General features: G+C 41.4%; 15 protein-coding genes. 3 read left to right on the plus strand and 12 right to left on the minus strand.

Going from position 1 to position 12,464, the window contains the following annotated elements; genetic code table 11:
- Positions 1-42 precede the first annotated feature (42 nt).
- The 8 genes from MTF64_RS10020 to zapE form a co-directional block, all read right to left on the minus strand.
- Positions 43-480, minus strand: a complete 438-nt coding sequence (locus MTF64_RS10020; RefSeq protein ID WP_138684909.1) for a ClpXP protease specificity-enhancing factor — start codon at positions 478-480, stop codon at positions 43-45.
- The gene (gene sspA, locus MTF64_RS10025) at positions 480-1,106 is read right to left on the minus strand and encodes a stringent starvation protein SspA (RefSeq protein ID WP_004589108.1); all 627 of its coding nucleotides are present in this window, start codon (positions 1,104-1,106) and stop codon (positions 480-482) included. The genes MTF64_RS10020 and sspA overlap by 1 nt, the downstream gene beginning before the upstream one ends.
- A gap of 80 nt (positions 1,107-1,186) precedes the next feature.
- Complete coding sequence (locus MTF64_RS10030; RefSeq protein WP_024033324.1) at positions 1,187-1,936, minus strand: cytochrome c1; 750 nt, start codon at positions 1,934-1,936, stop codon at positions 1,187-1,189.
- Positions 1,933-3,198 carry a cytochrome b N-terminal domain-containing protein gene (locus MTF64_RS10035; protein ID WP_248451272.1) on the minus strand — a complete coding sequence of 422 codons (1,266 nt, stop codon included), beginning with the start codon at positions 3,196-3,198 and terminating at the stop codon, positions 1,933-1,935. The genes MTF64_RS10030 and MTF64_RS10035 overlap by 4 nt, the downstream gene beginning before the upstream one ends.
- Positions 3,198-3,788: a ubiquinol-cytochrome c reductase iron-sulfur subunit gene (gene petA, locus MTF64_RS10040; protein ID WP_004589105.1), complete on the minus strand. Its 591-nt coding sequence runs from the start codon at positions 3,786-3,788 to the stop codon at positions 3,198-3,200. Before petA ends, MTF64_RS10035 begins: the two co-directional genes overlap by 1 nt.
- Before the next feature lie 555 nt (positions 3,789-4,343).
- Positions 4,344-4,736 carry a 30S ribosomal protein S9 gene (gene rpsI, locus MTF64_RS10045; RefSeq protein ID WP_024600778.1) on the minus strand — a complete coding sequence of 131 codons (393 nt, stop codon included), beginning with the start codon at positions 4,734-4,736 and terminating at the stop codon, positions 4,344-4,346.
- 8 nt (positions 4,737-4,744) lie between these two features.
- Positions 4,745-5,173, minus strand: coding sequence for a 50S ribosomal protein L13 (gene rplM / locus MTF64_RS10050; RefSeq protein WP_004589103.1), 429 nt, complete (start codon positions 5,171-5,173; stop codon positions 4,745-4,747).
- Between the two features lie 285 nt (positions 5,174-5,458).
- Positions 5,459-6,547, minus strand: coding sequence for a cell division protein ZapE (gene zapE, locus MTF64_RS10055; protein ID WP_024033326.1), 1,089 nt, complete (start codon positions 6,545-6,547; stop codon positions 5,459-5,461).
- A gap of 135 nt (positions 6,548-6,682) precedes the next feature.
- Here zapE and MTF64_RS10060 point away from each other — a divergent pair, with 135 nt between their 5' ends.
- The 3 genes from MTF64_RS10060 (at position 6,683) to MTF64_RS10070 (ending at position 9,811) form a co-directional block, all read left to right on the plus strand.
- Positions 6,683-7,126 (plus strand): YhcB family protein, encoded by a 444-nt coding sequence (locus MTF64_RS10060; RefSeq protein WP_004589101.1) that lies wholly within the window; start codon positions 6,683-6,685, stop codon positions 7,124-7,126.
- A gap of 149 nt (positions 7,127-7,275) precedes the next feature.
- Positions 7,276-8,628 carry a Do family serine endopeptidase gene (locus MTF64_RS10065; protein WP_004589100.1) on the plus strand — a complete coding sequence of 451 codons (1,353 nt, stop codon included), beginning with the start codon at positions 7,276-7,278 and terminating at the stop codon, positions 8,626-8,628.
- Between the two features lie 100 nt (positions 8,629-8,728).
- Positions 8,729-9,811: a trypsin-like peptidase domain-containing protein gene (locus tag MTF64_RS10070; protein ID WP_024033328.1), complete on the plus strand. Its 1,083-nt coding sequence runs from the start codon at positions 8,729-8,731 to the stop codon at positions 9,809-9,811.
- 146 nt (positions 9,812-9,957) lie between these two features.
- On the opposite strand, the gene murA is transcribed toward MTF64_RS10070, so the two are convergent.
- From murA to MTF64_RS10090, 4 genes are read right to left on the minus strand one after another with little or no spacing between them, the layout of a single operon-like run.
- Complete coding sequence (gene murA / locus MTF64_RS10075; protein WP_248451273.1) at positions 9,958-11,217, minus strand: UDP-N-acetylglucosamine 1-carboxyvinyltransferase; 1,260 nt, start codon at positions 11,215-11,217, stop codon at positions 9,958-9,960.
- 13 nt (positions 11,218-11,230) lie between these two features.
- Positions 11,231-11,488, minus strand: a complete 258-nt coding sequence (locus tag MTF64_RS10080) for a BolA family protein (RefSeq protein ID WP_004589097.1) — start codon at positions 11,486-11,488, stop codon at positions 11,231-11,233.
- Between the two features lie 5 nt (positions 11,489-11,493).
- A complete protein-coding gene (locus tag MTF64_RS10085) occupies positions 11,494-11,787 on the minus strand; it encodes an STAS domain-containing protein (protein ID WP_138577852.1) in 294 nt (97 codons plus the stop codon).
- Positions 11,780-12,460, minus strand: coding sequence for an ABC transporter substrate-binding protein (locus MTF64_RS10090; protein ID WP_138577854.1), 681 nt, complete (start codon positions 12,458-12,460; stop codon positions 11,780-11,782). The genes MTF64_RS10085 and MTF64_RS10090 overlap by 8 nt, the downstream gene beginning before the upstream one ends.
- Positions 12,461-12,464 lie beyond the last annotated feature (4 nt).

Genomic DNA, 12,464 nt, shown 5'->3' on the forward strand with positions numbered 1-12,464 from the left:
TAAAAAAACCGCTTAATTAGCGGTTTTTTTTGTATTTAAGCGTTACTTGATAACGCGTAAATGTGAGCCTTTTTTCTTTTCTGGCTTTTCTGGCGGGGTCTCATCAATAGTCTCATCTGATGTTTCCACACTTTCAAGGTCAGGTGCAAAATCGTCTTCGTCCTCTAAAAACTCATCTGCAGTAAAGACTGTTCCTTCGCCATTTTCACGCGCGTAAATAGCAAGCACCGCACCTAAAGGCACATATACTTGCATTGGCTGTCCGCCAAAGCGCGCATTAAAGCTTAGTTGTTCCATATCTAACGAAAACCCAGTAACGGCAGAAGGGCTAATATTAAGCACTATTTGGCCATCTTGTACAAACTGCGTAGGCACTTGTACTGCTGGGTACTGCGCATCAACCACTAAATGTGGTGTGCAGTCGTTATCTACGATCCAATCAAAAAAAGCACGTAGTAAATAAGGACGATTAGGCGTCATTATAAACGGATCTCACGCTCTGCTTCAGTTAAAGAAGCTTGGAATGACTCACGCTCAAATAAGCGGATCATGTACTCTTTTAGCTCTTTAGCGCCAGAGCCATTAAGCTCAATACCAAACTCTGGTAAACGCCATAATAGTGGTGCTAAATAACAATCTACTAAGCTAAACTCTTCACTCATAAAGTATGGAGCTTCGTTAAAGATTGGTGCAATTGCAAGTAACGCTTCAGTTAACTCTTTACGAGCTTGTGCAGCATCTGCTGTATTGTTAATGATTTTTTCAGCAAGGCTGTACCAATCAGTATCAATACGGTGCATCATTAAACGGCTACGACCACGCATTACCGGATACACAGGCATTAGTGGAGGATGAGGGAAACGTTCATCAAGGTATTCCATGATGATGTTTGCCTGATATAAGCCAAGCTCACGGTCAATCAGTGTGGGTACTGTACCGTAAGGGTTAATTTCGTGAAGTGCCTCTGGCAAGTTATCCTTTTCAGCCAAATGAATATCTACACTTACACCTTTTTCTGCAAGTACAATACGTACTTGGTGGCTATACATACAGTTAGCACCAGAAAAAAGGGTCATTACAGGGCGCTTATTGGCAGCTACGGCCATGCCTATACCTCCATTAAATAACTAAAACAGCAATAGGGGCTTAAGCCCCTATTGCAAAATTACCTTGTAAAATGCTCAAATTAATGAACATCTCTCCAGTATTCTTTCTTAAGCATAAATGCCAAGATAAACAGGATAACTAAAAATCCAATTACCTTAATACCTAACGCTTCTGACTCAAGGCGTGTAGGTTCACCTACATACTCTAAGAAATTCGTTAAATCACGAACCGCTTGATCGTACTCATCAACGCTTAATTCGCCCTTACCATCTGTTTCAGTACCAACAACTTTAGTCACTGTTTGACCATGTTGTTCAACTTCTTCAATGATAGGTGTTGGTAAACCTTGTAGTTCTTGAAGAACATGTGGCATACCCACCGATGGGAATAACGTATTATTTACGCCAAACGGACGAGATTCATCTTTATAAAACGATTTTAAGTAAGTGTAAATCCAATCACTGCCACGCACACGCGCCACATTGGTTAAATCCGGCGGAGCCGCACCAAACCATTTAGCAGCATCTTCTTTTGCGATAGCGTTAAGAATATGGCCACCTACTTTTGAACCATCAAAAATCAATTGCTCTTTGCCAAGCTCGGTTGGAATACCAATATCACGGAAAGTACGTTCATAACGTTGATACTGCATTTGGTGACAACCAAGACAGTAGTTCATGAACAACTTTGCGCCGCGCTGCAAAGAAGGCTGATCAGATATATCGTTACCCGCTTCCATAAGAGGAACCGAAGGACCCGCAGCCATAACCATGTTAGGCAGCAAGTTTACTGATAAAGCAAATACACCAATAAGTAGCTTTTTCATCATTTCGTTAACCTCTCAGGCAATGGCTTAGTTTTTTCATTCTTACTGTATATAAATAACAGTACGAAGAACATAAAGTAAGTCACAGTACAGATTTGAGAAATTATCGTTTTCATATCAGTTTGTGGAGTTGCACCCACCCAACCTAAAAGAACGAAAGTTACAACGAAACCTGCAATGTTCCATTTGTGGAAACCACAACGGTAACGAACCGATTTAACACGACCACGGTCAATCCACGGTAACAATGCGAGTACCACAATTGACGCACCCATTGCCGCAACACCGATAAGCTTATCAGGGATTGCACGTAAGATTGCATAGAATGGCGTAAAGTACCAAACTGGGAAAATGTGCTCTGGTGTTTTAAGTGGGTTTGCTGCTTCAAAGTTTGGCGCTTCTAGGAAGAAACCATTCATCGCAGGCATAAAGAATACAACCCAACAGAACAAGATTAAGAAACCAACCACGCCCACAATATCTTTTACTGTGTAGTACGGGTGGAACGGTATCGCATCAACAATGTCTTTTTTGTCGGTGTAATACTCATGGAATTTAAATTTAGACTTATCTTCTTCAGCCACAGTGCCTTTTTTGCGTTTTATTTCAACACCGTCAGGGTTGTTAGAGCCCACTTCGTGTAGCGCAACAATGTGTAAGAACACTAAAATTACAATAACCAATGGTAGTGCAATAACGTGTAATGCAAAGAAGCGGTTAAGCGTTGCACCCGATATTACGTAGTCACCACGGATCCAAAGTGTTAAGTCATCACCAATTACCGGAATAGCCCCGAATAACGAAATGATTACCTGCGCACCCCAGAACGACATTTGTCCCCATGGTAATAAGTAACCCATGAAGGCTTCAGCCATTAATGCTAAGAAAATAAACATACCGAACAACCACAGTAATTCACGTGGTTTTTGGTAAGAGCCGTAGATCATGCCACGGAACATATGCATATAAACAACGATGAAAAACGCAGATGCACCCGTTGAGTGTAAATAACGTAATAACCAACCGTATTCAACATCACGCATGATGTACTCTACTGATGCGAAAGCGCCTTCAGAAGAGGGAACAAAGTTCATCGTTAACCAAATACCAGTAAGTATTTGGTTTACTAGTACTAACATGGCTAGCGAGCCAAAAAAGTACCAGAAGTTAAAGTTTTTAGGTGCTGGATACTGTGCAATGTGCATGTTCCAAACACGTGTCATTGGGATACGGTCGTCAATCCAACTAACAATTTTACCAAGCATTAGGCTACCCCTTTTTCTTCGCCCACTAAAATAGTGGTTTCATCAAGAAAAGTATAAGGTGGTACTTCTAAGTTCAATGGTGCAGGAACTGATTGAAATACTCGCCCAGCCATATCAAATTTAGAACCGTGACATGGACAGTAAAAACCATCATCTGTCCCTTCAACTTTTTCACTAAAGTTACCTTGGAAAAAGCCTGGAGAACACCCTAAATGCGTACAAATACCAACAGCGACAAAAATCTCTGGGCGTAATGAACGGTAATCATTTGTTGATGATTCTAGTTGTTGTGGCTCTTGCGATTGCGGATCACGAAGTTGACCTTCATGTTCTTTCATCTGCTCAAGCATTTTAGGGGTACGTGATACAACCCATACAGGTTTACCACGCCACTCGACACGTATTAATTGTCCTGGCTCAAGTTTGCTGATATCTACTTCTACAGGCGCACCCGCAGATTTAGCTCGCTCACTTGGATTCCAAGACGCAATAAAAGGAACAGCAGCCCCAGCCGCACCAACACCACCTACAACAGAGGTAGCTATGGTTAAAAAGCGACGTCGGCCATTGTCTACAGGCGCATTGCTCATCCACTTATCTCCACTATGATTCTCAACACTTGCTATATTGAGAACATCAGTTACAGCAGGTTAATTTTTCGAAATTTTTAAAATAGAAGCGATCATAATTAAAACCCTTGATTAAAACAAGGTTATTCACAGCCTCACGCTCGAATAACCCGACTTGATCAATAGTTTGATAAAGTAAGCTCGAGAATAAAGCCGAATGACTATAATAGCGCTTCTGTAAAAACAATATACTGACCAAGATCAACCCCACTACGAGGAAACAGATAAACTGTACATGGTGAGGTTGAACTTGCTCATACTACTTGCCAGCCAATTGTAGCAAAAAATTCCACCAATTAACTGATGGATTTACACTAATTGCGATAATTATTTAACTTTTTTGCAGCGAAATGGGTATTTTAAAGCTTTCGTACATTAAATACGCAGTATTTATAAAATATGATCAGCGCCTAGCCTTAAAAAAGCGGGCTTGAGGCAGGTAAGTACTTAAATTTTAATGCCAAAAACAAAAAACCCAGCATAAGCTGGGTTTTTGAATTCTTGATAACGTAAAAATTAACGTTTTGAGAACTGTGGACGCTTACGCGCTTTCTTAAGACCCACTTTCTTACGTTCAACTTTACGTGCATCACGTGTAACAAAACCTGCTTTACGAAGTTGTGGACGTAATGACTCGTCAAACTCCATAAGTGCACGAGTGATACCGTGACGGATAGCACCAGCTTGACCAGTTGTACCACCACCGGCAACGGTGATGTGAAGGTCAAATTTTTCAGTCATGTCAACAAGCTCAAGAGCTTGACGAACAACCATGCGTGCTGTTTCGCGACCAAAGTACTCTTCTAAAGAGCGCTTGTTGATTACGATGTTACCAGTGCCTGGGCGTAAGAATACGCGAGCACTTGAACTTTTACGACGACCTGTACCGTAGTATTGATTTGCCATGATAGTGCTCCTTAAATGTCTAGAACCTGAGGCTGTTGTGCAGCATGGTTGTGCTCAGTACCTGCGTAAACTTTAAGTTTACGGTACATAGCGCGGCCTAAAGGACCACGTGGCAACATGCCTTTAACAGCTTTTTCGATGATCATTTCAGGCTTTGCAGCTTGAAGTTTATCAAAAGTAGTAGACTTAAGACCACCTGGGAAACCAGTATGAGCGTAGTACACTTTATCTTTGAATTTGTTACCAGTTACAGTAACTTTCTCAGCGTTGATAACGATGATGTAATCACCAGTATCTACGTGTGGAGTGTATTCAGCTTTGTGCTTACCGCGTAGGCGATGAGCGATTTCAGTAGCGATGCGACCTAAAGTTTTACCTTCAGCGTCAACTACGTACCAGTCACGTTTTACTGTTTCTGGTTTAGCAACAAACGTTTTCATTTATAAAAATCCAATGTTTTTCAATTAAAACCACAGGCAGTTATTATTAACTACCGCTCTAAGTATGCTATAACCCCTTCGAGTTTTAGACTTTAGCGCCGCTCACAAGTGGCTAAACTATATGAGGACATAGAACGCAACGTGGCAGACGCGGGAGTATACCAGCACTTAAAACACATTGCTACCGAGCGGTTGTTTTTTCCACAAGAAAATTACAAAAATTTATGCATTTATATAAAAACAACAATAAGGCCACTTTAAAGAGTCGATACAGTCGTATTAGCGCTATGCTAAATGCTCTTTTGCTAAATACTCTAAAGACTGCATTTCTTGCAGGCGGCTAATGCAGCGCTTAAATTCAAAGTTAAGATTGCCTTGGGTATAAAGTTGCGTGATCGGTTTTTCAGCCGAAATAATTAATGTTACATGGCGTTCGTAAAACTCATCCACTAAAGCGATAAAGCGCCTAGCTGCATCATCATTATTTTGTCCAAGCTGTTTAACATTAGAAATAATAACAGTGTTATATAAGCGGCTAATTTCCATGTAGTCGACTTGGCTACGTGCGGTTTCGCACAATTCGCTAAATTCAAACATCACTACACACTTGGCCACTTTGCGTGTGTTGATTAAGCGCCCTTCTATTTCTATGGGTTGATCAAGCTCCCCCGCCTCTGGCGAGAGCTTATCAAAATATTCAAATAAGTTTTTATCGGCTTGCTCATCTAACGGGCTGTGAAATATTTCGGCTTGCTCAAGTGTACGCAAGCGATAATCAATACCAGAGTCTACATTTACTATTTCTGTGTTCGCTTTTACCAGTTCAATGGCCGGAATAAAACGCGCACGCTGTAAGCCGTTTTTATATAAATCATCAGGCACTATATTAGAGGTGGCGACTAATACTATATTGCGTGCAAATAATGCCTGCATTAAGCCGCCGAGTAACATGGCATCTGTAATATCTTGAACAAAGAATTCATCAAAACAGATGATATCGGTTTCGGCTTTAAATATGTCGGCAACAATTTCCAGTGGATTACTTTTATTATTTAGCTTTTTTAGTTCATCGTGAACTCGGTGCATAAAGCGATGAAAATGCACGCGCATTTTACGCTCACCTGGCAGCGCTTCGTAAAAGGTATCTACTAAATAGGTTTTACCACGCCCTACACCGCCCCAAAAATAAAGCCCTTTGATTGGCTCTGGTTCGCTTTTATTAAACAACTTTGCAAAAAAGCCTTGTTGCTGTGGTTTTTTATTTGTGAGGTCATCATATAAACGTTGTAAATGGCGCACTGCATTTTCTTGTGCTTGGTCATGTACAAAGTCATCGCGCTTAAGATCTTGCTGGTAAGTTTGCCAAGGAGTCATATCTAATTACATTTTAAACACAGTTTAATTTGCACAACATATTAACACGCATCTTAACTCGGGGTATATTACCCACAGGATGATTTATATTTGAATCAGGCATTATTAGATATTTTTTCCCAAAGGGGTGAAGTTATGGGCACAGTTACATGGGTAGGTTTAATTATTATTACTGCTGTAGTGGCATTTTTTGTTGGTGCATTCGTTACTAAAAAGCAATTTAAGCAAGATGAATTAAAAGAACAAGCCGAGCAAGCACAAAACGCGCTTGAGCAGTATCGCCAAGATGTGGCCGATCATTTAGCAAGCACAGGTAAGCTTGTGAATAAAATGAAAGAAAACTACGACCAACTACTCAGCCATGTTGAAGAAACCAATCAACTCTTACTTGATGATAAAAACAAAGCGCCTAGCGAGCCGTTTTTCTCTAAAGAAACAACAGAGCAATTACAAGCGTCTTTAAAAGAGCGCGAGGTTGACCGTTCATCTGCACAAGCACAACCTGCCGATTACGTCTCGGGTGAATCTGGTTTATTTGCAGGGCAAAATGGTGATACAAAACCTGCAAAAGCCTCTTAACACACTGAGCACGCTAAAATGTTAGTGCTATCTTGAGGAACTTTTTTTTGACCCCATAGTCTTTAAATGTAACAGCTTTATATTTAAATTCGAAAAGGCTGCTTATGCAGCCTTTTTGCTTTTCCTGTGATGTGGAGTACACCCTGACTATGAAAATGAAATTATCACTTATTAGTGCTGCAATCTTATCTACAAGCTTATTACTAAGCCCTATGGCCTCTTATGCAAAACTGCCTATTGCAGTTAACGGCCAACAATTACCCACACTTGCGCCTATGCTTGAGCAAATTACCCCTGGCGTTGTGAGCATTCAGGTTTCTGGCTCAAAAGAAGTACGCCGCCGTGCAGACCCGCTTGAATACTTTTTTGGTAACCCTCAACCACGTAGTCAAAAGCGCCAATTTAGCGGTTTAGGCTCAGGGGTTATTATAGATGCCGACGAAGGCTATGTAGTAACAAATAACCACGTAATTCAAGATGCCGAAAAAATGGTGGTAACGCTAGAAGATGGGCGTGAATTTGAAGCCACCAAAATTGGTACCGATAAAGAGTCTGATATTGCGCTATTACAAATAGATGCAGATGACTTAACCGAAGTTAAACTGGCAAATTCAGATAAATTGCGTGTCGGCGACTTTGCAGTAGCAATTGGTAATCCATTTGGTTTAAGCCATACAGTAACCTCGGGCATTGTAAGTGCATTAGGGCGTAGTGGTTTAAATATTGAAGGCTACGAAGACTTTATTCAAACCGATGCAGCTATTAACCAAGGTAACTCAGGAGGCGCTTTAGTTAACCTAAATGGTGAACTCATTGGTATTAATACTGCTATTTTAGGTGCCTCGGGTGGAAATGTTGGTATTGGCTTTGCCATTCCATCAAATATGATGAAAAACTTAGTCGACCAAATTATTGAACATGGCGAAGTACGCCGTGGCTCACTGGGTATTTCTGGCCGCCCACTTGATGCAGGCCTTGCAAAAGCACAGCAACTTGACGTTAAACAAGGTGCTTACGTTATGCAAGTAATGGATGATACCGCAGCAAGCAAAGCAGGTATTAAAGCTGGCGATGTTATTATTAGTATTAATGGCAGCGATATTAGTGGCTTCCACGAGCTGCGCAGTAAAATAGCAACGTTAGGTGAAGGACGCGAAGTTAAATTAGGTATTTACCGCGATGGCAAAGTAAAAACCATTAAAGTAACGCTTGATGGTGCATCGGGTGTAACCGCCGCAGGCGATGAACTGCATCCTGCATTCCAAGGTGCAACGCTTGAAAACGTGCAAAAAAATGGCACTAAAGGTATTGAAGTCGCCACAGTAGATCCGCGCTCTCCTTCTGCACGTGTTGGTCTTGAAGAAGGTGATGTGATTGTTCAAGTTAACCGCCAACGTGTAGAAAATATTCGTCAAATGAACAAAATTATCGAAGATACCCAAGGTAATATTGTACTTGGCGTTAAACGTGGCAGAGAGTCTATCTTTGTACTTATCCAATAAGTAACACGTTATAAATAAGCAATAAAAATAACAGCAGCACTTGCCGCTGTTATTTTTTTTGTGCCATCATAAAGAATTGCTCACTAACAATAAGAATCTCGTGCTGAAATTACTAAAATTTGTACTTCCCCCTTTGTTTGTCGGTTTAGGTATCGCTTTTTTAGTGGTTTTTTTCAGCCCTAATATGCGCGCCTCTTTACTCCCTAATGTTCCCTTGCCCAGTGCTATGAGCTCGAATCACCTTAGTTTTGCTGACGCGGTTAAACGTGCTGCACCGTCGGTAGTAACTATTTTTTCAGAAAGCATTTCTAAAGAGCCTCGATATAAGCAACAAAACACCGTTCAAGAGCTTGGCTCTGGCGTAATTATGGCGCAAGACGGCTACATATTAACTAACTACCACGTTATAAATAATGCAGATCAAATCTTGGTTATATTAACCGATGGCCGACGCTTTTTTGATGTGCAGTTAATTGGCTTTGACACCATTACCGATTTAGCCTTATTAAAAATTAACGCCGACCACCTGCCGGTGATCCCCGTAAACGATAATTACACCACCAGTGTAGGTGATGTAGTGCTGGCCATTGGTAACCCACTCAATTTAGGGCAAACCATCACCCAAGGTATAATTAGTGCCACCGGTAAACAAAAAATTACCGATAGCCCTTATAACAACTTATTGCAAATGGATGCTGCTATAAATGTAGGTAACTCTGGCGGTGCTTTGGTTAATTCAAATGGTGATTTAGTGGGGATCACGTCTGCGCAGTTTAAAACCCGTGAAAATCTTAATATCCAAGGAATATTTTTTGCTGTTCCCTATTCACTCGCTAAAGAAGTAATGGCAAAGCTAATACGCCATGGCCGTGTAGTACGTGGCTATTTAGGCTTTGAAGGCACTGCGGTTGATAGCACGGGCAAAGAGGTAAACGACAGCCTTACTGAGGTTGCAGGTATGCGCATCACCAATTTAGACCCATTAGGTCCTGCATGGCAAGCTGGCATTGAAGAGCAAGACATCGTTATTAAAATTGCAGGGTTAAGTGTGGCCAACCCGCAAAAAGTACTCGAAAAAATAGGCAATACACAGCCCGGTAAAGAAATAGAATTTGAGCTGTACCGTAACGGTAAAGTAGAAAAAATAATGGTTAGAGTTGCAGAGCTCGAAACTAAACTCTAACCAAAATGGCAATAAAAAGGTCGGATAGCAATACGCGTATCCGACCTTTTTTATGTCTAAAGTAAACTGTGTTTAACTCAGCGCACTTAATTTAGGAGCAAGTGTGCTCTCACCTCAAAACAAATAAATATTATTGCGAATGGGTATTAGCTACTTCTGCGCTTAATATTGGCACCTAAGCCACTGAGTTTATCTTCAATGCGTTGATAGCCTCGGTCTACGTGGTAAATACGATCGACTACCGTTTCACCTTGCGCCACAATACCGGTTAAAATTAAGCTTGCAGAGGCGCGTAAATCGGTTGCCATTACTTGTGCGCCACTTAAACTTTGCGTTTCACCACAAATAGCGGTGTGCCCTTCTAAACGAATATTAGCGCCCATGCGTTGTAACTCTGGTACGTGCATAAAGCGGTTTTCAAAAATGGTTTCGGTAATTGTTGCACTACCATTAGCCACTACATTTAACGCGGTGAACTGCGCTTGCATGTCGGTTGGAAAACCAGGGTGTGGCATGGTTTTAATATTAACGGCTTTGAGCTCACGATTACGCATATCTAAATAAATGCTGTCATCGTTTACTTCAACTAATGCATTCGCGGCACGTAATTTTTCAATAACAGGCTCAAGTGAATGAAAATCTGTTTTTTTACAAAGTACTTCACCTGCAGCCATCGCTGCTGCAACTAAAAAAGTGCCCGTTTCAATGCGGTCAGGTAAAATGCTGTGCTCACAGCCGCCTAAACGCTCTACGCCGTCAATTTCTATACGGCTTGTACCTGCACCAGTAATTTTTGCACCCATAGCAATTAGGCAATTGGCCAGGTCAATAATTTCGGGCTCGCGTGCTGCGTTTTCAAGCACCGTTTTACCATCGGCAAGTGCTGCGGCCATTAGTAAGTTTTCGGTTGCGCCAACACTGACCATTTCCATGAAAATTTCAGCGCCTTTAAGGCGACCTTCTACCTTTGCATTGATATAACCGTTTTCAACGTTTATTTGTGCGCCCATGCGCTCTAAACCTTGAATATGTATATCAACCGGGCGTGCGCCTATAGCACAGCCACCAGGTAGCGATACCTGCGCCTCACCAAAACGCGCCACTAAAGGCCCAAGTGCCAAAACAGAGGCACGCATTTGCTTAACTAAATCATAAGGAGCAAGCGTTTTCTTAACGGTCGCGCCATCAATATACAGTGTATCGCCTTGCCAATTTACAGTTGCGCCTAAGGTGCTTAAAAGCGCCTCAGTGGTCACAATATCGCGAAGGCGAGGAACATTCGTAAATGTACTTTTACCATCGGCAAGCAGTGCGGCAAACAAAATTGGTAATGCGGCATTTTTAGCGCCAGAAATAGTTACTTCACCCGCAAGTGAAGTGCCACCTTGAATTACAAACTGATCCATTAAGAGGCCTTAACTATTGAGGTAAAATAAATTTTTGTTCACGCTTCCACTCAGTTGGCGTAAATGCACGAATTGATACAGCGTGAATTGTACCGTCTGAAATAGTATTCATTAATGGGCCATAAACTAGCTGTTGCTTTTTAACGCGGCTTAAACCGTCAAAGCACTCACCTACTGCAATTACTTCATAATGGCTACCATTGGCTTTTACTTTTACTTCAGATAATTGAAGTTCGTCGCGTAATAATGTTTCGACTTGGCTAGTTTCCATAACTCTCACTCAAATAAAGTTGTTACCTGACCCAACAGCATTAAATTTTGCAATTGCTCAGGTGGATTTTGCAATTCAAGGCGTGTGCCCTGTTGCTTAAATTCAGCAAAAGAGTGAATTAACCAAGCTAAGCCCGCTGTGTCAACCCTCATTACCTCACAAAGGTCAAAATAGATGGTTTTATGCTTACTTAATGACTTGGCGTTCAGAAGCTGTTCATTGCCAATTGAGCTGCGGGTAAGTTCACCACTTACCCTATAGTGCTGCTCATCTACTTGGCTAATTGCCAATTTAGTCATTGCTGTTGTTGCCTCTAAATTGCACAGGTAACTGGCTCTTTTGCTCTAGTAATTTGCTTACGTGTGCAATACCTTGCTGGCGTAAAATACCTTGTAGCTCACTTTGTTTTGCATCGAGTAAGCTAATTCCTTCTGCAATCATATCGTATGCGCGCCACTCGCCGCTGCGATCTTCACGCACTTTAAAATCAATTTTTATGTCAGGCTTGCCATCTTCTGTAATTTTAGTTTTTACTACAACTACATCTTTGCCTTTAAATGGTTGCTCTGCGCCAAATTCTACATGTTGGTCAGTGTATTGAGTAAATACCCCCGCGTAAGTAGCAACTAAATAGGCTCTAAACGCGCCAATAAATTCTTGGATGTCTTTAATTGCTTCGGCTTTTTCGGCTTCATCGGTAATTGCACGCACTTTAGACACTTCACTACCCAACACACGAAGTGCTGCATATTTGTAGTCTATGTAAGGCATCAGCTCTTCTTCTACAATAACACGAAGGTGCTCTTTATCTTTAGTGATAAGCGGTTGATCTTTTTTAATGCGCTCAAATGTATGCTCTGCTACCTGACGCACCATTTTGTTAGGATCTGTCAGTTTAACTTCGGCTGCGCTAACACTTTGCACAGCTAGGGTTGCACCAAGTGCAATAACGGCTAAAAACTGTTTCAACATAATA

The organism is Pseudoalteromonas sp. 2CM41L (genome assembly GCF_023161905.1).
GTDB classification, from domain to species: domain Bacteria; phylum Pseudomonadota; class Gammaproteobacteria; order Enterobacterales; family Alteromonadaceae; genus Pseudoalteromonas; species Pseudoalteromonas atlantica.

Coding starts and splice junctions, on each gene's coding strand:
- zapE (WP_024033326.1), bottom strand. CDS start 6,547: ATGACTCCTTGGCAAACTTACCAGCAAGATCTTAAGCGCGATGACTTT.
- MTF64_RS10020 (WP_138684909.1), bottom strand. CDS start 480: ATGACGCCTAATCGTCCTTATTTACTACGTGCTTTTTTTGATTGGATC.
- MTF64_RS10035 (WP_248451272.1), bottom strand. CDS start 3,198: ATGCTTGGTAAAATTGTTAGTTGGATTGACGACCGTATCCCAATGACA.
- murA (WP_248451273.1), bottom strand. CDS start 11,217: ATGGATCAGTTTGTAATTCAAGGTGGCACTTCACTTGCGGGTGAAGTA.
- MTF64_RS10090 (WP_138577854.1), bottom strand. CDS start 12,460: ATGTTGAAACAGTTTTTAGCCGTTATTGCACTTGGTGCAACCCTAGCT.
- MTF64_RS10085 (WP_138577852.1), bottom strand. CDS start 11,787: ATGACTAAATTGGCAATTAGCCAAGTAGATGAGCAGCACTATAGGGTA.
- MTF64_RS10060 (WP_004589101.1), top strand. CDS start 6,683: ATGGGCACAGTTACATGGGTAGGTTTAATTATTATTACTGCTGTAGTG.
- sspA (WP_004589108.1), bottom strand. CDS start 1,106: ATGGCCGTAGCTGCCAATAAGCGCCCTGTAATGACCCTTTTTTCTGGT.
- MTF64_RS10080 (WP_004589097.1), bottom strand. CDS start 11,488: ATGGAAACTAGCCAAGTCGAAACATTATTACGCGACGAACTTCAATTA.
- rplM (WP_004589103.1), bottom strand. CDS start 5,173: ATGAAAACGTTTGTTGCTAAACCAGAAACAGTAAAACGTGACTGGTAC.
- MTF64_RS10065 (WP_004589100.1), top strand. CDS start 7,276: ATGAAAATGAAATTATCACTTATTAGTGCTGCAATCTTATCTACAAGC.
- MTF64_RS10030 (WP_024033324.1), bottom strand. CDS start 1,936: ATGATGAAAAAGCTACTTATTGGTGTATTTGCTTTATCAGTAAACTTG.
- petA (WP_004589105.1), bottom strand. CDS start 3,788: ATGAGCAATGCGCCTGTAGACAATGGCCGACGTCGCTTTTTAACCATA.